Genomic DNA, 24,848 nt, shown 5'->3' with positions numbered 1-24,848 from the left:
TTTTGTGGTTTAGACCCGTCCATGTTCATACAAACGCCGTAAACGCTCCTTTTCTTGTTTGCGTTTGGCTTTTTTAAGCTCATTATCATGGTATTTGGCTAAATCAAAACCTAAGAGCACCGCAATACGGGGGGCTAAAAAAATGGAGCTATAAGTCCCTACAACAGTGCCAATAAGCATGGGCAAAGAAAAGCCGATTAAAATTCTAGAGCCAAAGAGATAGAGCACTAAAAGCACAAAAAAGACGGTTAAAGAAGTAAGCAGCGTACGCGTTAAGGTACTAGAGATAGCCTCATTAATCACAAAATTAAGATCATTAGAGCGACCGGCAAGCATCTTTTCTCTAATGCGATCAAAAATGATAATGGTATCGTTAATGGAGTAACCAATTAAAGTTAAAACCGCAGCGATGACCTCTAAGTTTAAATCAATATTAAAAACAATGGCACTTGTGGCGGTGATAAGGCTATCATGGACTAATGCTAAAACGCTAGCTAGGGCAAAGCGCCATTCATAGCGAAAACTTACATATAACATCATCGCTACAATGGCTAGTACCAAAGATAAAATGCCCCTTTGTTTGAGTTCATCGCCCACCTTAGGCCCCACGCTATCTAACTTACGGATTTCAAATTTACCTAGAGGCGCTAAAATTTCTGTAATTTTGCTGCCTAAATCTTTGATTTCTTGTTTGCCTACAGGAATTTTAATCACCACTTCTTGATCAGAGCCAAAGGCACTCACCTGTACCCCATTTAAATGGGCTTTTGCAAAGACTTCACGGATTTGCGCTAAAGGCGCTTTTTTCTCAAAACGCACCTGTGCTACACTCCCCCCTGCAAAATCCACCCCTAAATTAAAACCCTTAAAGATAATCAAAGCCAAACAAAGCAAAAGTACAACACAAGAGGCCCCCAAGCCCCATTTAGAATACTCCATAAAATTTAAAATTCTCACCCGTTTAAAGAGTTCCACGGGCTATCCTTTTATGGTGTTTAACACTTTGGCTTACACCAAACCAAAGATAAAGGTTTTTCTTGCGTGAGAGTTTGGGTAGAATAGCTTGATAAAAGCCCTGCGTACCTATAATAGCCGTAAGAATTGAGGCTAAAATTCCAATGCCAGTAGTGAGCGCAAAACCCTTAACAGAGCCCGTGCCATAGGCATAGAGCAATAAAGAAGCAATCAGAGAAGTTAAATTTGAATCAAAAATAGCGCGCGAGGCATTAGCATAGCCTGAAAATAGAGCCTGTGCTACACTTTCATTAGCCCTAAGCCCTTCTCTAATGCGCTCATTAATAATAATATTAGCATCTACGGCCATGCCCACAGTAAGTACAATTCCAGCCATGCCCGGTAGTGTTAAAGTCGCCCCAAAGATAGCCATCACCGCAACAATTAAAAATAAATTCACAATCAAGGCCATGCTAGCAATAACCCCAGCTAGGGCATAATAGGCAATCATAAAGACCATAACTAAAATAAACCCAGAAATGAGTGCCACAATGGAGGTTTTAATGCTATCTGCTCCTAAAGAGGGGCCAATAATGCGCTTTTCAAGTACAACAAGCGGCGCGCTTAAAACCCCACTTCTAAGCGCAATGGCTAAATCGCTTGCCTGCGCTACGGTGAAATTCCCGCTAATCTGCCCACTTCCCCCCCCAATGCGTTCGCGAATATAGGGCGCTGAGTACACTTTATTATCTAATACAACGGCCATGCGTTTGCCCACATTAGCCCCCGAAAAATCCCCAAAGATTTTAGCCCCCTGCGCATTTAACGAGAAACTCACAACAGGGCGGTTATCTTTATCATAAACAACTTGGGCATTTGTTAGCATTTCTCCATCTAAAATAGGAACGGCTTTTAATAATAACTTAGTGCGCTTATCTGTGTAGGATAGAACAACATCGCCTAGTTTTTCTATTTCTGCACTGCTTAATTGATCTAGATATTCGTTTTTTTGCTCATCTACAGCCATCATTTGTAAGTGCGCGGATTTAGTGATGAGATCTTTTGCCCGTTGTTCCTCTTCAATGCTTTTAATACCGGGTAATTGGACTAAAATCGCATCTTTACCTTGCTGTAAAACAGTGGGTTCGGCTAAACCAAATTGATCAAGGCGGTTTCTAATGGTGCTAATCACTTGTGCGACGGTTTGTTGCTTAAGAGCTTGGGCTTTTTCAAAGGAAAAATGCAAGTTATAGCTATTTTGGCTAACAAAAATCTCGATTCCATCTTTGCGCAAATCCTCTAAGATATGCCCAACGCCCTTAGCGTCATCTTTATCTAGCAAAGTAAAAGAAACTCCCTGCAATGAAGAGCGCAAATCTTGGATCAACAAATTTTGTTGTTTGAAAGCATAATCTAAAGAGGTGGCTATAGAGGCATATTTGCTTTTAAGCGCTTCTTGTACTTGCACCCCTAAAAGCAAACTCAATCCCCCCCTTAAATCCAACCCTAAAGTGATTTTAGGCCCCTTAGTTTGTAAAAAACTAGGCAAAGAAAAGCCCACCCCAAAGATAAAGGCCAGCATAAAAACCAATAATCTCGCATTAAAGATTCGAGACATTCAAAATTAATTGCTCCCTTTTTGCAAAGTGGTTTTTGTTTCGCTCTCTAATTCCTCAAGTTTGTAGGCAACATGGTTTTTAGAAAGTTTAACCTCTGTTGTATCATTAATTTTGACCTTAAAAAAAGTACTCTCCGGTTTGATCACCTCACAGATCAACCCTCCCTGAGAAACGATTTTATCCCCTTTTTGCAGACCTTCTAACATTTCTTTGTGTTTTTTGGCTTGGTTGCGTTGTGGACGGATGATTAAAAAGTAGAAAATCAAAAAAAGCACCAACAAGGGCAACAAAGAGGTTAAAATTTCCCGGCTCTGATTCATTTTGTTCCTTCATAACATAAACCCAGCATTATAGCTACTTTTTCTAATTTTTGGCTTTTAAAGAGCCCCCTAGAATTAAAAGATAAAGAGTACCTAAAATACCTGAGGCCATCGAACCTAGTAAAATAGCGATCTTAGAGACCTCCATTGCTTCTTTGTTGCTAAAGGCGATATTAGAAATAAACATGGACATTGTAAAGCCAATGCCTGCTAACATCCCTGCCCCTAAAATCTGCCACCAACTCACCCCATCAGGCCGTTTAGCGATCTTGATTTTCTCGGCTAAAAAGGTGATAAGAAAAATTCCAGCGGGTTTACCCACAATAAGCCCTAACATCACCCCTAATAAAATCTCATTTACATTAAAATGTAATTGCGCTCCAATATGCACCCCAGCATTAGCTAGGGCAAACAAAGGCATGATTAAATAAGCGCCGTAAGGGTGTAAAACACGCTCTAAGCGCTCTAGGGGGCTTTGTAAAGACCTAGTGGCACTCCGCAAAGCATACAAAGAATCGCGTTGTTCTTGATCTAGTGGTTTGTTAAGTGGGGGAGAATGCATTAGGCTATCTTTAAAGCGCTGTAAAGATTGGTAAAAGGTTTGGAGTATCTCAGATTGCTGGGAAACTTTGATAGGAATAGTGAATGCAAGAGCCACAGCGGCGATAGTGGCGTGGATACCGCTATTATAGGTTGTGATCCATAGTAAAACCCCTAGCAATAAATAGGGCAATAAATGGCGCACCCCCATTTTGTTTAAACCAATGAGCATGGCTAAAATAGCCCCCGAACATAAAAGCCAAGTTACTTGTAAATTAGTGCTATAAAAAATAGCAATTACAATAATTGCGCCTAGATCGTCTGCTACAGCTAGGGTAACTAAAAATACTTTTAAAGAAGTGGGTACCCGTTTGCCTAATAATAAAATAACGCCTAAGGCAAAGGCAATATCAGTAGCCATAGGGATACCAAATCCATGCGCACTATTTGTATTAACATTGAGGCTATAATAAATCAATCCGGGGACAAGCATGCCCCCTAAAGCAGCAATAACTGGAAAAGCTGCTTTTTGAAAGCCACACAACTCCCCATACAGAACCTCTCGCTTAATTTCTAATCCAACCAATAGAAAAAAGAAGGCCATGAACACATCATCAATCCATTCATGCAAAGAAAACCCCACAAAGGTTTTTCCAAAAACCCACCCTATTTGGGTGTGCCATAGTTCAAAATAATAGGGAGCTATAGCAGAATTAGCACAAATCATTGCCAGCACAGCACTAATAAAGAGAAAAATACCCCCAAAGGACTCACTTTTAACAAAATCTAGAAAAATATTCTTTTTAACAAAATGCATTTTTATTCTTTGACAGATTGTACCTCTATATGTGTTTTAAGCGCATAAATTAAATAGCCTTTTATTTCCTGTTTAGGATAGATTTTTTGAAGAGCGGTGGCGTAGTTTTTGACCTGCGCCCTATATGCCTTCTGACTTCCCTTACCGCTTTTATGATCAAGGATATAAAATTGTGTATCTTTATAAACTAGCATGTCTAAGCGCATGTAAGATTGTTGGGATTTAAAGCTAATTTCGGTTGCAATATGCCCTTGTTTTAAAAGATTTTGAAATTCTGGAAAATTGTGTAGGGCTAAGAGCCGTTTTAAAACCCCCTCCACAAAAACGCCTTGCAAGCTGTAATAGTGTGTCAAATAAGCCTTGATTGTTTCAAGCGGCACGCCATAGCCATAGAAAAACTCTAAAGCCTTGTGCATGGCAATTCCAAAGAAACGCGCAGATTGACTCGCCTTTAAAGACTCTTCTGGTTTTTGATAATCCTCTTGTGCCCCAAAAGCTTTTTGATCTAATAGCAAACAAGGGATGTGATCGGGGGTTTTAAGGGGTGGTTGTGGGCTAGAGGTTTTAGGTTGCCACCCTTCTTTTCTTTCTTGGTTATCTGGAAGTTTTAAAACATCAAAGGCACTTTCTGTGGCTTTTGTCATTTCCCCCGGCTTGCTATTTTTAGCCATACTCTTTGTTCTTGCATCCTTTTTAACAATGCTCAAACCCTCCTTAGCCCGTGTACAGGCCACATACAACCTATTAACTTTCTCTTTTTCATTCTCCTTTTTATACGCCTCCAGCGCTTTTTTGTATTCTAGATCTACTGCCGCTCTTTTATCGCTCTCCTTTTTCTGGTTACTTGGCCTATAAAAAACACGCCCATTTGAATCAACGAATAATTTATTTTTATCATTTTGTTCTCTGCTTGCTAAACGATCCATCAAAATAACATGCCCAAATTCCATTCCTTTGGATTTGTGTATGGTCATGATTTGTAAGCCTTGTTTTTGGCTTGAGGCAATTTTAATATCTTCTTTTTCTAAATACTCTAAGAATTCTTGTTTGTCATGGTAGTTAAGCGAGAGTTCTAAAAAGTACTGGGCACTTTGGCTATAAAGCTTTAAAGCGCGCATTAAATCTAGAATATAGGTACTCAAATGGGAATTTTTAGCGGGGAGTTTTTCTTGTAAAGGGTAATCTAGCGGGTAGCCTAGTAATTTAGAGATACAAGCAAGGTGGTAACTTTGGTATTCAGGCTCTAGATCGCAGTACAAAGCGTGGATTAAAATTTTAACTTCATGCTGGGCAAGTAGGCGCAAATCTGTTTCACTTACAATTTGTACACTTTGTAAAAGCGGATTATTTTCTTTGGATTCTACGAGAAAATCTTTTAGCCCGTTAACATCTTTGTTATTAAGGCACAAAATAGCAATATTCTCAGCAGATACTCCCTCTTTAAGTAAAATTTCTATCTCCTCTAAAACCCCCTTAAAAATAGCCTCGTTTTTCTCCTTCTCACCCTTCTCGCCATAACTTCTTGTGTTTTGTTTATACTGCCCTACTTTAATCGTTTTAACCCGCACATAGCCCTGATCTTGGCAGTCTAATCTATCTTTAGGCAGGCTTTGGGGCTCATAACCCTCTATAACACGCAAAAAAGTATTATTCACAAAATCTAAAACAGCGCCCGTACTTCTATGGTTATGCTTTAAAGATTGGCTTGAATTTTCTTGACAAATTTGTTCAAATAAAACGCTATCACTCCCTCTAAAGCGATAAATGCTTTGCTTGCTATCGCCCACAAAAAACACACTCCTATCCCCCCATTTTTGCCCCTTGCCTGCCTTGATTTCTTCAATTAAAGGCTTGAGGATCTGGTATTGTAGGGGGCTTGTGTCTTGAAACTCATCAATGAGAATATGGCGGATTTGGCTATCAAGTCTAAAATAAAAGAAATCCATATCAATGGGGTTATTTAAAAGTTGCTGTACTTTTAAGGTGATAGTGGCAAAATCAAGGGCATTTGAGTAGATTAAGTGTGCTTTGTAGCGATCAAGGAAAAAAGCTAAATCCTTAAAAATAATGGCCTCTTTTTCATATTGTGGCTTAGAAGGCAGGGAGCTTGCATGGATGCCACTTTTTTCAAGTAATTCTAGAATAAATTCAAGAACATAAGAAGCTTTGAAACCATCGCCAAGCAAAGAGAAACAAAGGGAACGGATTTTTTCTAGCTCTTGGGGCTTTAGGGTTTGTAAAAAAGAGCTGAGTTTATCCTCTTTAGAAACATTGCTCACCTGAAACTCAGATCGCACCCCCACAAAATAGCTAAACTTGCGCAGCACTTTCTGAAAAAAGGCATCTATAGTTTGAATCGCCGGGTCTGCTTGTAAAAACTGCGCGTAAACATCGCCACTTATGGGGGCAATTTGACTCCAAGAAAGATTATAGTTTTTCTGTAAACTCTCTAAAATAGCTTGGATTTTACTATCGCTAGGAATGTATTTTTTGTTTTGAGTCCATTTTTGGCCTTCTGTGCACAGATTAACAAGCGTGTTGTAGATACGCTCGCGCATTTCTAATGCGGCTTTGTTGGTAAAGGTAAGGGTTAGAATGGTGTTAGGTTTAGCTCCTTCAAAGAGTAGGGCGATATAGCGTAGAGTAAGGGCAAAGGTTTTACCGCTGCCAGCAGAAGCTTTTAAGGCCAAGTAGGGTTGGTTGTATGCTTGTTTTTCCATTCTCTGATTGTAGCAAAAAACCCACTATTTTAAAAGATTACGCCTTTTTTCATAGGTTTAACTTTTGTTGTTTTTGTAAAAAGGTGTTGTTCTTTGCTTTAGGAAAAAACCATAAATAGGTTGGGTTTGATAGTAGCATGGGTGTATATCAGTAAAGGTATCACCAACATAGTTAAAAACCAAAGCTAACATAAACTATCTAACACTAGTGGCAAGATCTGAGTAGATCGGGTCATGTTTGCGCTCCTATAAACCTATAAAATTCTATAAACAAGATGTTCACAGAAATTTTAAGAAATAAGACTCCGCTATATTTTTGTTTCTACCATGCTAGTTACTAATTGATTTGTTTTTAAATCAGCTAATAAACCCCCCTTACATAATAATTGTGTTACCATTAATAAGCCGGATATACCGCCCCCCAATGCACACATATATAGTTACTATAGGTTTCAATAATAGTCACTGTAATAGGTTTGAATATAGTTATTGATAAGTGGGTTCATACATATTCTCATATACTGCCTTTCAAGTCGCGAAATCTCTACCTCCACTCTTTCAATTTCATTTTCTAAATCTATCCGTCTGTTGTCTGTTACCCCTTCAGGATTTCTTAGTTCCCTCCCCAACTCTAACTTTTCATCTTCAGTATTCTCAAAAAGAGGGGGAATTAAAAAACCTCATGCACTCTGTTTTTTATAAAAAATTAGGTTAGTTCTCTTTAGCGGGTGGTATTCACCCACTACCATAACAATTCCTTACCATCTCTAAAAAATCCTCCTGTAGCCCCATCATCTGACAACATCACAGCCCAAATAATACTTTTTGCACTCACATCTACAGGCCTGCCCATTTGGCCACTTGTGCCATATGTACTTGTTAAATCAGGACACACCGCGTTAACAAGAATTTTATACTTGGATAAATCTCGCGCCATTTTTACAGTCAATCCATTTAAAGCTAGTTTACTAATTCCATAGCCCATTGCACCAAATCTTCCATAACGAAGCCCATAATCTGGATCATCATAAGAACCTGCACCACTAGACACATTCACTATTCGCGGATGTTTGGATTTTTTCAAAAGAGGTAAAAACTTTTGTGTTACATTCCAAACCCCAATTACATTAGTCTCAAAAACCTCTTGAATATCCTTTATGTTTTCCTCCTCAATAAAAGCACCTGCTTTCATAAGTGCTGCATTATTAATAAGAATGTCTAATTTTCCATATTCTTTTTCAACTTGCAAGGCCGCTTGTTTTGTGCTACTTTCATCTGTAACATCTAGCAACACATAAAAGGCTTGAATCCCGGAATTCTCCAACTCTCCTACAATTCTTTTAATTCATTTTCACGCCTTGCTGCAAGAATTACTTGATAACCTTGTTCTCCAAGCTGTTTTGCAGTCTCATATCCAAGGCTTCCTTTTCTCCCTGCTCCTGTAATTAATGCAATTGCCATATTTTCCTCTCTTTGCTATCTAGTTTTTCCACTTTTGATTGATCAACTCAATTAAATCTTTTGCATGTTTTAATGAATTTACATTTTGTGTTTTCAACTGCTCTTCATCAGCTAAGTAACTATATCCTCCGCTATGAACATAGCCTCCATAAACCATACTGCATTGACTCAACTTGGAAAACTATACCAATACATTGGATACTGTAAGATAATTGTATCCGCCCTTGATTACATTTGCTCTTGATTTAGAGCCATATTCTGGGTGTGCTTCTTTTAAATTCGGGTGTGCTAGCACCACTAATCTATTTTCTTTCATTTCCACTCCTCATTAACTTTAAATTTGTCTAAAACATGCCATGTTACTCCATGTTTTTAACTGGTGTATCTTGATTTTTGGTATTGAATGGCTATATTTTTTAAAAAGGTGAGCAATGTTTAGTAGATTATTAATAAGCGCCATTTTGATCGGAGGTGTGGCTATGGGAGCTGATTATAGAAAAAACCCTTTTACATTCACCTATGAAGGGGCTATTACTGAAAATGTGAAGGGGAAAGTTCAGGTACACGCTGTGCATTATAAAGCCAATGGGATAAGAGTTGTGGCCAATGTCTACACGCCGGCTAACTTCAATCCACATCACAAATATCCTGCCATTGTGGTAGCCCACCCTAATGGAGGGGTTAAAGAGCAAGTAGCCGGGCTTTATGCGCAAAAATTAGCCGAGGCCGGATATATCACAATTGCTTTTGATGCAGCCTATCAGGGAGGCAGTGGAGGAATGCCTCGCTATGTGGATAAACCCGCCAATCGCATGGAAGATATTAGAGCAGCCGCAGATTTTATTTCACAATTTAAAGGTGTGGATGCGCATCGTTTAGGCTCGCTTGGCATTTGTGGGGGTGGGGGCTATGCGATTAAGGTAGCCCAGACAGATAAAAGGTTTAAAGTTGTAGCCACAATTAGCATGTTTAATTCAGGAGAGGTAAGACGCAATGGCTATTTAAACACCCAGAAAGACACAATGCAAGAGCGTTTAAAAGCAGCTTCAGAGGCTAGGGCACAAGAGGCAGCAGGGGGCGAGGTTAAATACACCCCGTCGTTTGCGGCTAACATGACAGAAGAACAAATCGCAAAGTTACCCTTTGATTTGTATAGAGAGGGCTATGAATACTACGCTAAAACCCATTTTCACCCCCATTCACAGAGCAATTACACGGTGAGCAGTTTGATAGATTTAATGGGCTTTGATGCTAACACCAATGTAGATTTAATTAACCAACCGCTTTTAATGGTAGCAGGAGATAAAGCAGATAGTTTATATATGACCCAAGAGGTTTTTAAAAATGCAACGGGCACTCAAAATAAGGAATTATTTTTAGTCAAAGGCGCAACCCATATCCAAACTTACTACAAACCGGAATATGTCAAGCAAATTAGCGAAAAATTAACCCGGTTTTTTAATCAAAATTTAAAAGACGCACAACGCCTCTAAAAGCCCTGTATGATCTAAACAACTAAACCCCCTAAAATTTTAGGGGCTGGGGTCTATTTAAATGCATTTATTCTAATTGAGTTTTTTAAAATGGTTTAACCGGCTAGCTGGGCGAATTGTTAAATGGAGGATATAGTGAAATTATTTTCTATTTTCTTGCCTTTGAGTTTACTTTCTGCTACGCATTGGAGTTATGAAAAACACACGGGTGCCAAGCAATGGGATAAATTACACAAGGATTATGCAATTTGTAAAACGGGTAAAAACCAGTCTCCTATTAATATCCAACATTACTACAATGCCTCTGGTAAAGAAAATATAATTTTTACATACCACGATCTCAAGCCCTCAACTATTGCCTATTCTCATAACACCCTTATAGCCCAATTTAACCACCCTACTAACTCTATTTTATACCGCGATCATGAATACTATTTGATCAATCTACACTTCCATCTGCCTATGGAATTTGCCATTCGTGGTAAGCACCAACCTTTAAGCATGCACTTAGTACACCAAGATAGCGAGGGGCGTTTGTTGGTGGTAGGGATTGGATTTAAAATAGGGCAAGAAAACCCCTTTTTCACCCCTCTTTTTAATGCCTACAACCATAAAACCCCACCCCAAACTCTAGCCTTAAAAACCCTACTACCTCCAACGATTCACTACTACCACTTTAATGGATCGTTAACCACACCTCCTTGCACAGAAGGGGTTTCTTGGTTTATTATTGAAGAGACAATTAGTCTTTCACCTAAACAATTTGAGACAATTAAAAAAATCATGTATCACAAAACTAACCAACGCCCAATCCAAAAGGATTACAATAGCGTCATTGTTAAAAGCTTTGCTGTGATTAGAAAACACTAGGTTAATTGTTTAAGGATTTCTTGTTTTAAATGTTCTTTGTCTAAAAAGATCGCCTTTTTAAATTGGGAGCGGTTAAAGGTCATTTGCCGCTTGGCTAGCTGGCAGGTATGGGTATAAATCATCTCATAGAGTTCTTGATAGGATAATTCACCTCTAAGATACTGCAAGCATTCTTTAGGTCCAATGGCTTTAAAAGGTTGGTGCTTAGTGCCATATTTATCTGCCAAACCTTTAATTTCCTCTACTATGCCCTGATCAAGCATGGCCTTAGTGCGTTTGGCGATATTAGCGTGTAATTTAGTTTTATCCACACAAAGCCCATAAACTTGAATGGAGTGTTTAAAAGGAATTTTAGGATGGGCTTTAAAATAGGCACTAGGGGGCATGTGGGTTGTTAGATAAATTTTAAGCCCCTGTGTGATGCGGTAAGTATCCTTAACACAAGAGGCATAGTCTGAATCGATGCGTGCTAAAAAGGCATAGGGGTGATCTATTTTAGCAATTTGTTTTTGAATTTCTTGCTCTTGCTGCATGCTTAAAGTGGGCATGGGGCTTAATCCGTCTATGAGTGCTTTTAGATAAAAAGAACTCCCCCCCACTAGCAAAAGCCTTTTTTTAGTTGTAGTGGCTATAGCCCTTTGTACCTCTTGTTTAAAAACTTGGGCATTGTTCTTTTGATTAATCTTTAAAATATCAATACCATAGTGTTTAATACAGGCCAAATTTTCTAAACTCGGTTTGGCTGCTGCAATGTTAATTTCTTGATACACACTCAAAGAATCCAAAGACACAATTTCAGCATCTAAAATTTGTGCTAATTCTAAAGCTAAATCGCTTTTGCCGCTACCACTAGGACCGATGATAGCTAGGAGGGTGGGTATCAAGTGGGGTTATTATAGGTTTTTAAAAAGCCCTCTAGATCAAAGCGCTTCCGATACACCTCTGTAAAAACATGGATGATCAAATCGCCTAAATCAAGAATGATCCACTCCTCATTTTCAGCATCGATAGCATAAAACTTTTCACCCAAAGGTTTAAGGCTTGTTTTTAAATGATCTAAAAGAGATAAGGCATGTTTGCCCACTAGCGCGGTGGCGATGATGACATAATCTGTAATGTAATTTTGCTCACATAGATCAAAAACGACAATGTCTGTAGCTTTTTTATCTTCTAAAAGGGTAGCAATTCTAGCAATTCTAGTAGGCATGGATCTCCTTAAAAGTCTGCAGTACACGGCTTTGTAGCATGTGGGGTAGATGCTGTGGGATTTGGTGTTTGTGTAATAATTCTCTAATTTTACTAGATGAAATAGGGCAAGTGATGTGTTCTAAGGACATAAGCGTGTATTTAAAATCAGGGGGCGGGTTTAAACAATAGCCCTTGCGCTCCACAACAACAAATTCTACCAGCTCCTTTAATTCTGTATACCCCTCCCAAAGAGTTAAGCCCGCTACATTGTCCGCACCGATTAAAAAGTAAAGTTTGTTGGGGGTGAATTTTTGATAAAAATAGCGCACACTCTCAATACTAGGCACTGGTCTTTTTTGTTTGATTTCAAAATCATGGACTTTTACTTTAGCTAAGTCTTTTAAGAGTTCTTGCATCCATAACAAGCGCTGATTAGGGGCAAAGCACGGGCTTTTTTTAAAAGGATTTTGATAAGCCACCAGTACAAAAAGTTGATCTACTTTAAAAGTCTCTAGGGCCTGATAAATGACTTCTAAATGGGCGATGTGGGGCGGATCAAAACTCCCACCATATAAAGCAATATCCACAGGCCAACCTAAGTATTTTGCTCAAAACTAGAGGCTTTAGTGAGTTTAGAAAATTTCACGCCCTTTAATCCTCCAATCTCTAAGTGTAAATGCATAATGTCTGCCGGTTTGCCTCTTAAAATAATGGTCTCTAAGCAATTATTGGCGTTTAAATGTACATGGGTGGTACACAAAATACTAATATGGCTTTCATGCTGGATATCAATCATTCTTTGGTTAAGTTCGCGTTGGTGGTGATCATAGATAATTACCAGCACAGCCACTGTCAAGCCACCATTTACCTCAGATGTTTGTTCCTTAGACCAACTATCCTCTACCAGCCGCTCGCGAATCATATCCCGCACTAATTCTGAACGAGAAGAATAACCATTTCTAATAATGCGGTTATCTAACTCGTCTAAAAGATTTTGTTGCAAAGAGACCGAAAACCTAATAATGGCATCTTCTCTATGTTCCATGTCATCCTTTCCATGTAACCCTCGTTTTAAGATTAAGCCCGCATTTTAGCGCAATTAGCTAGATTTAGCAAGAGTTGGATTGGTGCGGGCAATATAGAGCCATAAAAGCGATGAAACAGCCACCATCGCAAAGCTTAATAGTTGTCCCATGCTTAAATGCCCCGCATAATAACCTAGTTGGGCATCTGGTTCGCGGTAATATTCAGCACAAAAGCGCGCAACCGCATAAGCAAAGCCATAAACCACCATGAGCATGCCATGTACCTTTGTAAAAGAGCGCGCTAAATGCACCACAACAAAGACACAAAACCCCTCTAAGAATGCTTCAATGAGCTGGCTAGGGTAGCGTAAAGCGCCATTAACCACAATCCCTATAGATTTTCCAAAAGTATCCCCGGGAGACACCACACGCCCAAAAAGTTCTTGGTTTAAAAAATTACCAATACGCCCCAAAACATAAGCCAAAGGTAAGCTTACCGCGATGAGATCTAAATAAATTAAAAAATTTTGCCCCTTAACTTTACTAAAAATCCATGAGGCAACTAAAAAGCCTATTAATCCTCCGTGGTAGCTCATCCCTCTAATGCCGATAAATTCCCCCTCATAAAAAGGGTTAAAAATTTGCCATGGATATTTGAGATAATAAATTGTATTTGGATCGTAGATTAAAATATAACCCAGTCTTGCGCCTAAAATCACTCCCAATTCTGCATAGAGAAAATAACTCTCAAAATTAGCCTTTGAAATGGGAAAGCGTTTAGGGTCTGTTTTTAAAGCCCGCAAGGCCAAAGTAAGGGCTAGTAATAAAGCCCCTACATAGGCTAGACCATACCAATGAACAGGGATATTTAAGAATGTAAAAGCCACAGGGCTAAAGTGGGTGTAAATTTCATTCCAATAACTCATTAAACTCCTTAAAATGGGGCGGAATGGGGGCGCTAAAATGGTGCTCTAAAAGCGCTAGTTTATAAGCATGGAGAAAAAAGTGAGGGTTAGGTAAACCTTTATAAATAACATCGCCTACAATGGGGTGGCCTATATGGCTTAAATGTGCTCTAATTTGGTGGGTGATTCCAGTTTCAATCACAACTTTTAAAAGCGTCTGTTGCTTTGTGTGATAGATTGGATAAAGATGTGTAATAGCTGGTTTGCCTTTTAAATCTACACAGGTCTTTACAAAACCCTTATTAAAATGCATGTGGTTAGTACGCACACTTAAAGGCTGTATGAGTGTTTTTGGCTCTTTAAGTATCCCTTCTATTAAAGCTAGATATTCCTTATAAACCTCTCTTTTTTTAAAAGCAAGTAGGGCTTTTGTGTAAAATGTAGCTTGTGCGAGTAAAAGAAGGCCACTAGTGGGTTTGTCTAGGCGGTGTAGAAGTCTGTAGGGTTTGTGTTGTTTTTCTAAGGTGTAGCTATCTATATGGGCGGCTTTATTTAAAACTAATAATTCTTGATCTTGATAAAGCACATCTGTTTTTAAACACTTTTTGATATGAAAATGCGTATCTAAGGGGAATTTTTGGCGCGCTAGGGTTAGTCTCTTTCCTTGCAGGCTCACTAATCCCATATCAATATATCTTTTAGCCTGTTTGTGAGAAATATTGAGATTTTTAGCTAAGATTTTATAAGCCTCAAGCATGAATCTCTCGCACTAATTCTTCTAAGCTATGATCTTGTGTGTTGATATAGCTGGGTTTTAAAAGTTCATGGGTGGCTAGAGTGTTTACTAAGTCTTTAGCCTCTATTTTGGTGTAGTTTTGCACATAAGCAAAAAGGGCTTCTTGGTTGAAAATATAAGGTCCGGTAATAAGCTTAGTGTTAAAAAAGGCAGGCTCAATAGGATTATGCCCCCCTAGTGGCACAAAAGATCCACCCAAGATCACCACATCTGCTAAAGCATAAAAATCATTCAAAACCCCCAAAATATCTAAAAGTACAATGCGCTCACTCCAATTAAGCCCGCTAGATAAACAAGTAAAACCGGTTGTATGCTCTAGTAGCGTTTTAACTTCTTTAAACCGTTCGGGGTGTCTAGGGGCGATGAGTAATTTAGAATGCCTATCTTTAATGGCTAAAAAGGCTTCTAAAATCAAGGCCTCTTCGCTTGGGTGGGTGCTAGCGGCTAAAAAAAGAGTGCTTTGGGGTTTAGCATAGTGTTTAGAAAGGCGGGGTAAATTAAAAATTTTAAGATTAGGAAAAATTGAGATATGCATCGCCCCTAGTGATTTAAGCCGTTGTTCATCAATTAGACTTTGGGCATAAATAGAATCAACTTGTTTAAAGAGTTGGGCATAAAAGTATTTAAATCGTTGGTAGCGTTTATAGGAACGCGAGGAAATACGCGCATTAATCAAAAAGGTTTTAGCCCCCACTTTTTTAGCTAAGGCAAATACGCTATACCATAACTCCGCCTCAGTAACCACTAAGGCTTTTAAACCGGCTAAATCTTTCTGCCACAGGTACAACATGGTCTCAAAAAGTAAAAAACGCACCTGCATTTTAGGGTAATGGCTTGCAATTTTGCATGCTAGATCGTAGCCAGTTTGGGTGGTTGTGGTGAGTAAAATAGGGGTGGTTGTGAAGTGTTCTAAGAGTGTTTCTAAAGATTTGATCTCTCCAAAAGAGCAAGCATGAAACCACAAACTAGGCTTAAAATCCAAAGCATGCCCTTTGGCTAAAAAGCGCGCCTTAAGCGAATGCTTGTATTTATCCTTTAGGCTAAGCAAACCCAAAAAGGGCATGGCTAAGATATGCCCCAAAGCAAGTAAAGCAAAATACACCGGTTTAAAAACGAAAAAACCTTAGGAGATTTTCACAGGTTCTTGGGTCTGTGAATCCACATATAAAATCCGCCCACAGTGAGGGCAGGTTAAAATATCACTGCTGTTTAAAATTTCTGCATAAGTGCGATCATTAATCCGGATAAAACACCCCCCGCAAGCTTGTTTTTTCACAGAAACCACGCAAGTATTACCTGCCCAGCGGCGAATCCGCTCATAAAAGGCGATGAGTTTATGATCCATTTTTAGAGTTAATTCTTGTTTTTGTTGCAAAATTTGCTGTTGGCGCGCTTTGAGTTCTGCGGTGTCTGTTTCTACCTTTTTTTCTAGTTCTCCAACTTGTTGTTCTAGTTCTAATAAAGCGCTACTAATTGATTCTTGTTGTTTATTTTTATGCTCAATTTCATTTTGTAGCCGTTCAATTTCTTTATTGGCTTGGTTGGCTCTTTCTTTAGTGATGTCTTCTTCAATCCCTAAAGAACGCAGTTCGCGCTCAGATTTAACCTGAGAAATCTTTTTTTGGATACCATCAACTTTGATATTGGTTTCATGTAACATCTGTTCGTTTTTATGGATTTGTAAATTCAAAGCCACTTTTTCCTCTTCTAGTAAAGTCAACTCGGCTTGTTTTTTATGCTTAAGAGCAATGGTTTTATCTAGATCGGCGCGTTTGGCCTTGATCAAAGGTTCTAGGGCTTGCATGTCTTTATCTAATTGAGAAATTTGAATCAGCTGTGCTAAGTGGGTATTCATGTTAAACCTTAAGAATAAATGGATTTTTTGAGTCGCATACTTTAACACACTTTGGTTTAGTTTGTGCCAAATAGGGTTGTAGCAAATTTTCTAGCAGGGGCGCAAAATATTTTTCGCTTTCATAATGCGCGATATTTAAAAGACTAATGCCCATGCTCAAAGCATACATGGCATCGTGGTATTTAATATCCCCTGTGATCAGACATAAATTGTTAAACGCCTCTTGGAGTTGGTAAAGATAAGAACACCCCGATCCGCATATAACCGCTACCTTTGTGATCAAATCATTTCCTTTAACAAACTCTAAATGAGATAGATTTAATTTGGCTTGTGCGTGGCTAGCTAATCTCTCTAAAGAAATGGGTTCAATGCTACCTATCAAAGCCATACCTTCTTCATGTAGATTGCTAAAACCTAGCATACGCGCAAAATGGGCGTTGAGGTGGGTTTTATCAAAATTAGTGTGCATGGCAATGAGTGCGCAAGATTTTTCTAAGAGTTTGGAGGCGATATTAACAGGATAAAAGGCGGGATTAAAAGTTTTAATGGGTTTAAAAAATAAAGGGTGATGGGTTAAAATGATCGTTTTTTCTGATACTTCTCTAGCGATGTCTAAAGTGGCTTCTAAACTAATGGCGATATTTTCATAACCGCTTTCAAAACTACCCAAATTTAAACCGCTATTATCCCAAGATTCTTGTAAAGCAAAGGGGGAAAGTTGGTTTAAAAAATCATATAAAACTTTAAGATTTAACATAAGACTCGTTTAGTGCGATCTTGTTCTTGTTCTTTGTATAAAACAGCACAGGCCTTAGCTAGTTCGCGGATTTTTAAAATGCATTCTTGGCGTTTGGCAACAGATAGGGCTTTTCTAGCATCTAGTACATTAAAAAAATGCGTGCTTAACATCACAAAATCATAAGCCACTAAAGGTAATTTTTGCTCTAAGCAATATTTGGCTTCTGCTTGGTTTTTAAGAAACATTTCTGTTAGAAAATCTAGGCTGGCATGGGTAAAATGGTAGTGGCTAAATTCATATTCGCTTTCTAAATGCACGGCTTTATAATAAACCGGCTGGTTATCCTTAAAAGTCCAGATAATATCTAAGATAGAATTAACCTTTTGGATATAAGTGGCTAAGCGCTCTACTCCATAGGTGATTTCAATAGGCGTTGGATAACAAGCTAACCCCCCTACTTGTTGGAAATAGGTAAACTGTGTGATCTCCATGCCATCTAGCCACACCTCCCAACCCAGTCCCCAAGCCCCTAGAGTAGGTGATTCCCAGTTATCCTCCACAAAGCGCACATCATGTTTAGCAAAATCAATCCCTAAAGCCTGCAAACTTTGTAAATAAATTTCTTGGATATTTTTAGGGCTTGGCTTGATTAGAACTTGGAATTGGTAATAACTACCCAAGCGGTTAGGGTTTTGCCCATAGCGCCCATCTGTAGGCCGCCTAGAAGGCGCAACATAGGCTACACTCCAAGGAGTGCTATCTAAACTTCTTAAAAGAGTGGCGGGGTGAAAAGTCCCTGCGCCTGCGGGAATATCATAGGGTTGTAATAAAATACAGCCCTGTTTATGCCAAAAACTTTGTAGTTCTAATAAAATGTCTGAAAAGGTTAACATCAAAGTCCTTTAGCGTTTGATTAAAGCTGTCATGCTCTCTAAAGGATTTTTACCCTCTAAGAGCAAATCTAATTCTTTAGCAATAGGGGCATGGATATTCTCATGGGTGGCAATTTCTACAATGGCCTTTGTTGTTTTAATCCCCTCAGCCACTTCTTGTAATTCCTCTACAATGCTAGCTAGACTCTTATATTGTGCTAAACCTAGCCCTACGCGATAATTGCGTGAGAGTAAAGAATTAGCGGTTAAAAACAAATCCCCAGCCCCTGATAATCCTAAAAAAGTTTCTAGCTTGCCTCCAAAATGCACCCCAAAACGACTCATTTCTACCAGTCCACGCGATAAAAGAGAGGCCTTAGCCCCTTGCCCTAATTCTAACCCATCACATACCCCAGCCGCAATAGCAATCACATTTTTATAAGCCCCAGCAATCTCGCCGCCTCTAATATCATCTTGCACATAGGATCGGATAAAAGCGGGGAGTTGTTGTGCGAAAGTGTGGGCTAAAGTGGCGTTATTAGAATGAATGGCTAAAGCACATGGCAAACTTGCCATGATCTCTCTAGCAAAGCTAGGCCCAGCTAGAAAACATAGATTATCTATAGGAATAAAATGCGTGGCTATATCGCTTACAAAATACCCTCCAATTTCTATTCCTTTGGAGGCCATTAAAACCTTAGCCGTATAGGGTAAATCTGCCTGTTTAAACCAAGCGCGCAGATGCTGTACACTAATGGCCACTACAAAAAGATCGGCTAATAAACCCTCTTGTGCTGAACACTGCAAAATTGGATCATGTCCTTTGAGTACAAGCCCTTTATTTAAAGGCATAAGTAGGGTTGTCAAATCGCGGCGTGAGACAATTTTTGTAGGGTTTTTATGCCCTAAGGCAAATGCTAACGCCCTTCCCCAAGCCCCTCCCCCAAAAACCGTAATGTCCATCTAGTTCCTTATATAAAGAGTGCATTTTAACATGTTTTAAGGCACAGATTCAGGGATAGAAGTTAGGGGGAGCAGATAAAAAGTTACCTCTTTTTTAAAGAGGTGCTGTACTTGCTCTAACAAAATGCTAGCCTCTTGTTCTTCTAGGAAAATTTTAAATAAGCCATAGTCTTTACGCCCACTTACCTGTTCTTTTTCACTTGTTAAAAGCGAGGAGGTGGCGTATTTAAAACATTCAAAGAAATAAAAATCCTCATAGCCATGTTCAAAGAGGTGATCAACAATTATGTCTTTAAGTTTTAAATCTGCATACATTTCTACTAAAATCACTACACTACCTTGATTTTCTTAGCCACTAGCATAAACATGGGCGGTAAAAGTAAGAGAATAAGAATGCTAGAGGTAACTAGCCCGCCTAAAACCACAATGGCTAAGGGTTTTTGCACTTCAGAACCCACGCCATGGGATAAAAGCAAAGGGATTAAACCTAAACCAGCGATACAAGCCGTCATTAAAACAGGGCGCAAACGCCGCTTAGCTCCCATAAACACCACCTCCTCTAAACTTTTGCCCTGTTTGAGAAGTTCTTTAAAATAACCCACCATCACCACACCATTTAAAACCGCAATCCCAAAAAGCGCGATAAATCCCACACTAGCCGGTACAGAGAGGTATTCATGGCTAAGAAAAAGAGCGATGAGTCCACCAGTAATTGCAAAGGGGATATTAAGCAAAATGAGTAAGGATAGGGGTACACTTTTAAAAGTAAAAAATAGAATGAAAAAAATCACTAAAATACTTAAGGGAATCACGGTAGCAAGCCGTTTATTGGCTCTCTCTTGGTTTTCAAATTGCCCTCCATAAGTGATGAAATAATTAGGGGGTAATTGTACCTTAGCGCTAATTTTTTGCTGCACCTCTTTAACAAATCCATCTAAATCCCGCCCTACTACATTGCTACGAACCACGCTTAAACGCTTGCTATCCTCGCGCACAATAGCCACAGGCCCATCAACTTCAGAGATTCTAGCAATAGAAGTAATGGGTACGGCAACTCCTCGAGTCGAGCTCATCTCTAAGCTTTTAATTAGGGCAGTATTAGTAGAAATCTCTTCTCTTTGGCGGATAATTACAGGGGTACGCGAGATTCCTGTAGGGATAAATTCAACGATAATCCCCTCTAAAGCTGATTTAAGGAATTTAGAAAATTCATCGCTAGTAATGCCGACATTGGCCATAGCGTGCCGATCGGGGGTGATATAAAGATAATTCACGCCCTTATTAAGGGTTGTGAAAACTTCGCTAGAACCTTTAATGCCTTTGATAATTTCTACAATTTGTGCGCTTAATTGATTTAATTTATCTATATCCGCTCCAAAGATTTTAATGGCTAAATCCCCCCTTACTCCGGTAAGCATTTCAGAAGTACGCATTTCAATAGGCTGGGTAAAGGCAAAATTAATTCCTTTATAATCCTCCAAACATGCCAAGATTTTATCTAGTAATTCTTGTTTGGTTTTAACCGACCATTGGCTTTTAGGGATATAAGAAATAAACATATCAGTTTGGTTAAGCCCGCCTAAATCTAATCCTAATTCATCTGAACCGGTACGCGCTACGATAGCCTTAACTTCTTTGATATTTTTACGAATCGTTTTTTCAATCCGTAAAATCAAGTCTTTAGATTGATCTAAAGAAATGGAAGGGACGCTTTCAATGCTTAATACACTACTCCCCTCATCTAAATTAGGCATGAAAGTTTTACCGATAAAAGGAAAGAGAGAAAGGCTAGAGATCAGAAAAATTACAGCGCATACAAGCATGGTTTTAGGGTTTTTAAGGGCAAATTGTAGAGCTGGGGTGTAAATCCAATGGAAAAAATGCGTGAGTAGTGTTTCTTGATGGGGCTTAGCTTTAAGAACCATAGAACTAATCACAGGTATGACCGTAATAGCTAACACTAGAGTACCTAGCAATGCAAAGACAATACCTTTAGCTAAAGGCACAAACATTTTACCCTCAATGCCTTGTAGGGACATAATGGGCACAAAAAAAACAATGATGATTACAACTCCACTCACTACAGAGGGGGCAATTTCTTTAGAGGAGCGATAGATTGCATGTAATTTTGTAGTGGTTTTATTATGGCCTAATTTTTCAAAGGCATTTTCCACCACCACTACAGCCGAATCAATTAACATGCCAATGGCAATAATCAGCCCGCCTAAACTCATTAAATTTAAAGTCATGCCATTAAGCTTAATTAAAATAAAGGCAACAGATAAACTTAAGGGTAAAATAACACCTACGGCAAGAGAAGCGCGAAAATTACCCAAGAATAAAAATAAGGTGATGATGATAAGAATAATAGCCTCAATGAGGGTTTTTGTAACGGTGTTAATGGCTTTTTGGGTGAATTCAGAACGATCGTAAAAAACATGGGTGTGCACCCCTGCAGGCAATAAAGGTTTAATGTCTTGTTCAAGCTTTTTACGCACCTCTTTAATAATGGCGCTAGAATTACTCCCCTTTAGTGAAAGCACTAACCCTTCTGTTGTTTCATCAATCCCATTTTTAGTTACAAAACCCAAACGCGTTCTATACTGGGTGATCACTCTAGCAAAATCTTTAATGTGTAAAAACCCTGTTGCAGTTGGGATTGTAATATCGCCAATTTCCTCAGGTGTAAGGGCAATGGTTTGAATCTTGACTAAATAAGTTTCTCCATTGCGATCCACTCTGCCTGCTCCGCTATTACTTAAATTAGCTTTAAGAGTTTTTTCTAAATCACTAATAGAAATACCCAGTCTTGCCATGTCGTTTAAATCAGGGACTACCACAAAGGCACGGCTAAACCCACCAATAGAATTAACATCAGCCACGCCCGGAATTGTACGCAGTAGTGGGCGAATCACAAAATCTAGTAATTGCCGTTTGTCTACTCCGGGTAAATTCCCATCAATGGTGAACATGAAAATATCAGAAAGCGGGGTTACAATGGGGGCTATGCCGCCCTCTACATCATCGGGTAAATCAGGCATCACTAAGGCTAATTTTTCACTCACGATATTGCGGGCTAGATAAATATCCATGCTATCATCAAAATCAATGGTAATATCACAGATAGAGTACTTAGAGGTGCTGCGCAGGGATTTTTCTCCTTTTAAGCCTAAGAGTTCTAACTCTAAGGGCCGCACTACATTATTTTCCATTTCCTCAGGAGAACTACCCGGTAATTTGAGAATGATTTTAACTTGAGTAGGCGCCATGTCCGGGAAAGCATCTACTGGGGTGGTTAAAAAACTATAAAACCCAAAGAGAAGGAGTAAAAAAGCGCAAATAATAATAATGACTCGTTGTCTGAGGGAAAATTCAATCAGCGAGGCTAGCATTAATCATCTCCAAGATGATTAATAATGCCTTTTAAACTAACTAAAGATCCAATAGCCACCCTTGCTTGGGGGTTTATATTTTTATCACTCACCACAAAGGTAAGGCTGCGCTCTTCAAGCACTTTTATAACGGTGGGCATGAAACCTTTTTTTGTGCGTACAAAGACCAAATAATCTTGGTTGTTTTTAATCACAGCATTAGAGGGGATAAACAAGGAATTTTTAGGCTTAGTACCTTCCACATAAACATCAATCATTTCTCCGACATGGAAATGGCCTTTATTAATAAATGCTATGGCTAAAATAGTGTTAGAACTTTTATCTAACACCACAGAAATACTTTGAATCACCCCAATAATATTGCCATCATCATCAAAAACTCTAGACCCCTTTTTGATATAGCGCGCAAGGCCTACGGATAATTTAATGCGCGCGATTAAATCGTTATTTTTTGAGATGCGGATATAGGTGGTGAAGGGTAAAATCTTTTCGCCTAAAACCTTAGGGGCGATAGAGAGAATCCCGCTATTACGGGCGATGATACGAAAACCATGCGATCCTAAGGGGTTTGCTGGATCGATTCCAAAGTTTTTAAAGGTGGTTTCTAATTGGTGTACCCGTAAACTCATTTCTTGACTCATTAAATGGCTATTTTGATACTCTCTTTTAGCAATTACCCCTTGTTTATAAAGACTGCGATCTTTTGTGCTTACATCTAAGGCCACCTTGAGTTTGTTTTTATTGTTTTGTAACTCAAAATATAAATTGCTTAAATCAATAGAACTAATTTCACAAATCAAATCGCCTCTTTTAACAAATTCGCCTTCGCTTTTATAAATAGCTGTTACCGTCGCATTAAAGCCTAAACTTTGAATCACCGTGTGTTTGAGATTAAAATTATTAAAATCAATGTAGGCGTTAAAGGGCAATCCACGGGTTGTAATTTTTTGATCTAAAGACACCACTTTAATACCCAAGCTATCAATCTGCTTTTGGGTTAAAACAATTTCATCATAAGCTTTAAGAGAGACAAAAAGCAACAAGGCTAAAACCAAAATTCTCAATAAGCGCTTCCTATGTGTGTCAGAGTCTCTCCTAAAGTTTCTTCTAATAAAGCTGTGATGTTAACATATTCTATTCTAGCCTCAGCTAGGGCAATTAAAGCATCCATGTAGGCGTTTTGATAAAAAAGATACTCAAATAAACCAATCTTTTGGGCTTCATAGGCCACTTTTCCCATTTCCATAAGTTTGGCTTTATTATCAATGGCATCAATTTGGATTCGGATATATTTTTCTTTGGTTTCTAATTGGTTGAGGTAGGCATTTGCGTTAATGTGGATATTGCGTTTCATGACTTCATTTTGAGCACGCGTACCATTCTCTAATGCCATGAATTTGCGTTTAAGGTGGATATTTTTAGGCGTTACGGGCAAGGGAATATAAAACTCCATAGATAAGTTAGTAGCTGAGTTATAACTTTCTGAACCCAAACCAAATTCAAAGTTTTGGAAGACATTACGGTTAGCCAAATTAGCATTAACCCGGTAGTCTTTAGCGGCTAGATCTAATATTTCTACATAGAGTGATCGTTGTAACACCCGCTCTAAAGCATGTTCGCCCAAATGCACATATTCAAATTTTAATCCAGAAATCCTTAGCGCATGTTTTTTATCTAAAAAAATACCAAAATCAGAACCCCGTTCTACCGGATCTACAATGGCTAGCATGGTATTTAGCATGCGTTCTTGGTTGATAATGAGGGTTTCTGTGTTGATCTTAGCTAATTTAGATTCTAAATAAGAGTTTTTAAAGTTGATATAATCCTTCTTAGACATACTTCCTGCTGCAACCTTGCTTTTAGCAGCATTAAGCTGGGATAAAAAAATTTGCTCTCTGCGAGAATAGACATTGTATTTTTCAATATTAAGAATGTAATTTAAGTACAGTCTTTTAGCCCCAATGAAAGCCAAATTACGGCTTAACTCATAACTCTTACGGTACTGCACATTTTTAATAGACAAACTTCTAGCTAGTAGACGACTCACCCACGGGAGTTTAGGTTTGATCATTAAAACCGTTCTGGGTTGGGGTTCTGCGATGCCTTGGTAGTTTCTAACAATAGAGGTTTCATTGGAAATAAAGGGAAAATCCCAAGAATTAGTAGACTTTTGCTCCTCTAAAAGACTAATGAAAGTGGCCTTTTTTTGGATAAGTTCCATAGAGTTATGTTCTACTCGTTTGTAAAACTCTTCTAAGGAGAGAGTACGGGCATTTAAACATGCTAGGAAAAATCCTAAAATAAGAAGAGTGCGCACAG

24 protein-coding genes are annotated in these 24,848 nt (G+C 38.8%); 2 read left to right on the top strand and 22 right to left on the bottom strand.

The features are described 5' to 3' along the window. Positions 1-9: 9 nt before the first annotated feature. The 7 genes from secF to G6Q06_RS08760 all read right to left on the bottom strand — a co-directional run bounded on the left by secF (position 10) and on the right by G6Q06_RS08760 (position 8,431). A complete protein-coding gene (gene secF / locus G6Q06_RS05725; RefSeq protein WP_163565987.1) occupies positions 10-975 on the bottom strand; it encodes a protein translocase subunit SecF in 966 nt (321 codons plus the stop codon). Beyond that, entirely contained in the window at positions 962-2,572 is a 1,611-nt protein-coding gene (gene secD / locus G6Q06_RS05720) for a protein translocase subunit SecD (protein ID WP_205435929.1), read from the bottom strand. Before secD ends, secF begins: the two co-directional genes overlap by 14 nt. A 6-nt stretch (positions 2,573-2,578) precedes the next feature. Then, complete coding sequence (gene yajC / locus G6Q06_RS05715; RefSeq protein WP_034376267.1) at positions 2,579-2,893, bottom strand: preprotein translocase subunit YajC; 315 nt, start codon at positions 2,891-2,893, stop codon at positions 2,579-2,581. 43 nt (positions 2,894-2,936) lie between these two features. Beyond that, the gene (nhaA, locus tag G6Q06_RS05710) at positions 2,937-4,250 is read right to left on the bottom strand and encodes a sodium/proton antiporter NhaA (protein ID WP_205435927.1); all 1,314 of its coding nucleotides are present in this window, start codon (positions 4,248-4,250) and stop codon (positions 2,937-2,939) included. Between the two features lie 2 nt (positions 4,251-4,252). Then, positions 4,253-6,970 (bottom strand): UvrD-helicase domain-containing protein, encoded by a 2,718-nt coding sequence (locus tag G6Q06_RS05705; RefSeq protein ID WP_163565986.1) that lies wholly within the window; start codon positions 6,968-6,970, stop codon positions 4,253-4,255. A 742-nt stretch (positions 6,971-7,712) separates the two neighbouring features. After that, complete coding sequence (locus tag G6Q06_RS05700) at positions 7,713-8,294, bottom strand: SDR family NAD(P)-dependent oxidoreductase (protein ID WP_205435924.1); 582 nt, start codon at positions 8,292-8,294, stop codon at positions 7,713-7,715. 5 nt (positions 8,295-8,299) lie between these two features. Continuing rightward, positions 8,300-8,431 carry a hypothetical protein gene (locus G6Q06_RS08760; protein WP_275896957.1) on the bottom strand — a complete coding sequence of 44 codons (132 nt, stop codon included), beginning with the start codon at positions 8,429-8,431 and terminating at the stop codon, positions 8,300-8,302. A 431-nt stretch (positions 8,432-8,862) separates the two neighbouring features. Here G6Q06_RS08760 and G6Q06_RS05690 point away from each other — a divergent pair, with 431 nt between their 5' ends. Together G6Q06_RS05690 and G6Q06_RS05685 are read left to right on the top strand one after the other, a co-directional pair. Beyond that, positions 8,863-9,924 (top strand): alpha/beta hydrolase, encoded by a 1,062-nt coding sequence (locus tag G6Q06_RS05690; protein WP_205435916.1) that lies wholly within the window; start codon positions 8,863-8,865, stop codon positions 9,922-9,924. Positions 9,925-10,047: 123 nt separating this feature from the next. Continuing rightward, positions 10,048-10,794 (top strand): carbonic anhydrase family protein, encoded by a 747-nt coding sequence (locus G6Q06_RS05685; protein ID WP_205435915.1) that lies wholly within the window; start codon positions 10,048-10,050, stop codon positions 10,792-10,794. Here G6Q06_RS05685 and miaA read toward each other — a convergent pair. Genes miaA through G6Q06_RS05610 form a run of 15 tightly spaced genes read right to left on the bottom strand, consistent with a single transcriptional unit; the run spans position 10,791 to position 24,846 of the window. Beyond that, on the bottom strand, positions 10,791-11,678 hold the full coding sequence (gene miaA / locus G6Q06_RS05680) for a tRNA (adenosine(37)-N6)-dimethylallyltransferase MiaA (protein WP_163565984.1): 888 nt from the start codon (positions 11,676-11,678) through the stop codon (positions 10,791-10,793). The genes G6Q06_RS05685 and miaA overlap by 4 nt on opposite strands. Beyond that, positions 11,675-12,001: a ribosome silencing factor gene (rsfS, locus tag G6Q06_RS05675; protein WP_163499156.1), complete on the bottom strand. Its 327-nt coding sequence runs from the start codon at positions 11,999-12,001 to the stop codon at positions 11,675-11,677. The genes miaA and rsfS overlap by 4 nt, the downstream gene beginning before the upstream one ends. Then, on the bottom strand, positions 11,991-12,569 hold the full coding sequence (gene nadD, locus G6Q06_RS05670) for a nicotinate (nicotinamide) nucleotide adenylyltransferase (RefSeq protein ID WP_163565983.1): 579 nt from the start codon (positions 12,567-12,569) through the stop codon (positions 11,991-11,993). Before nadD ends, rsfS begins: the two co-directional genes overlap by 11 nt. Before the next feature lie 8 nt (positions 12,570-12,577). Continuing rightward, positions 12,578-13,027, bottom strand: coding sequence for a nickel-responsive transcriptional regulator NikR (gene nikR, locus G6Q06_RS05665; RefSeq protein ID WP_006563952.1), 450 nt, complete (start codon positions 13,025-13,027; stop codon positions 12,578-12,580). 54 nt (positions 13,028-13,081) lie between these two features. After that, a complete protein-coding gene (gene lgt / locus G6Q06_RS05660) occupies positions 13,082-13,933 on the bottom strand; it encodes a prolipoprotein diacylglyceryl transferase (RefSeq protein WP_163565982.1) in 852 nt (283 codons plus the stop codon). Continuing rightward, positions 13,917-14,669, bottom strand: a complete 753-nt coding sequence (locus G6Q06_RS05655) for an RluA family pseudouridine synthase (RefSeq protein WP_163565981.1) — start codon at positions 14,667-14,669, stop codon at positions 13,917-13,919. Before G6Q06_RS05655 ends, lgt begins: the two co-directional genes overlap by 17 nt. After that, entirely contained in the window at positions 14,662-15,771 is a 1,110-nt protein-coding gene (gene waaA, locus G6Q06_RS05650; protein ID WP_240329270.1) for a lipid IV(A) 3-deoxy-D-manno-octulosonic acid transferase, read from the bottom strand. Before waaA ends, G6Q06_RS05655 begins: the two co-directional genes overlap by 8 nt. 60 nt (positions 15,772-15,831) lie before the next feature. Beyond that, on the bottom strand, positions 15,832-16,563 hold the full coding sequence (locus G6Q06_RS05645; protein ID WP_205426742.1) for a zinc ribbon domain-containing protein: 732 nt from the start codon (positions 16,561-16,563) through the stop codon (positions 15,832-15,834). Between the two features lies 1 nt (position 16,564). After that, positions 16,565-17,320, bottom strand: a complete 756-nt coding sequence (locus G6Q06_RS05640) for a Nif3-like dinuclear metal center hexameric protein (protein ID WP_163533876.1) — start codon at positions 17,318-17,320, stop codon at positions 16,565-16,567. Then, the gene (gene glyQ, locus G6Q06_RS05635; RefSeq protein ID WP_205435914.1) at positions 17,314-18,195 is read right to left on the bottom strand and encodes a glycine--tRNA ligase subunit alpha; all 882 of its coding nucleotides are present in this window, start codon (positions 18,193-18,195) and stop codon (positions 17,314-17,316) included. The genes G6Q06_RS05640 and glyQ overlap by 7 nt, the downstream gene beginning before the upstream one ends. Before the next feature lie 9 nt (positions 18,196-18,204). After that, the gene (locus tag G6Q06_RS05630; RefSeq protein ID WP_163534656.1) at positions 18,205-19,137 is read right to left on the bottom strand and encodes an NAD(P)H-dependent glycerol-3-phosphate dehydrogenase; all 933 of its coding nucleotides are present in this window, start codon (positions 19,135-19,137) and stop codon (positions 18,205-18,207) included. Between the two features lie 36 nt (positions 19,138-19,173). Then, positions 19,174-19,467 (bottom strand): DUF3240 family protein, encoded by a 294-nt coding sequence (locus tag G6Q06_RS05625; protein ID WP_163565978.1) that lies wholly within the window; start codon positions 19,465-19,467, stop codon positions 19,174-19,176. Further along, positions 19,467-22,529 (bottom strand): efflux RND transporter permease subunit, encoded by a 3,063-nt coding sequence (locus tag G6Q06_RS05620; RefSeq protein ID WP_163565977.1) that lies wholly within the window; start codon positions 22,527-22,529, stop codon positions 19,467-19,469. The genes G6Q06_RS05625 and G6Q06_RS05620 overlap by 1 nt, the downstream gene beginning before the upstream one ends. After that, on the bottom strand, positions 22,529-23,587 hold the full coding sequence (locus tag G6Q06_RS05615) for an efflux RND transporter periplasmic adaptor subunit (protein ID WP_240329043.1): 1,059 nt from the start codon (positions 23,585-23,587) through the stop codon (positions 22,529-22,531). Before G6Q06_RS05615 ends, G6Q06_RS05620 begins: the two co-directional genes overlap by 1 nt. Before the next feature lie 2 nt (positions 23,588-23,589). After that, positions 23,590-24,846 (bottom strand): TolC family protein, encoded by a 1,257-nt coding sequence (locus tag G6Q06_RS05610; protein WP_163533871.1) that lies wholly within the window; start codon positions 24,844-24,846, stop codon positions 23,590-23,592. Between the last annotated feature and the right edge of the window lie 2 nt (positions 24,847-24,848).

The sequence above is a fragment of the Helicobacter suis genome (genome assembly GCF_902196135.1).
Lineage (GTDB): Bacteria > Campylobacterota > Campylobacteria > Campylobacterales > Helicobacteraceae > Helicobacter > Helicobacter suis_A.
Note: the sequence above shows the minus strand (reverse complement) of the source record. Positions and strands in the feature narration are given on the sequence as shown.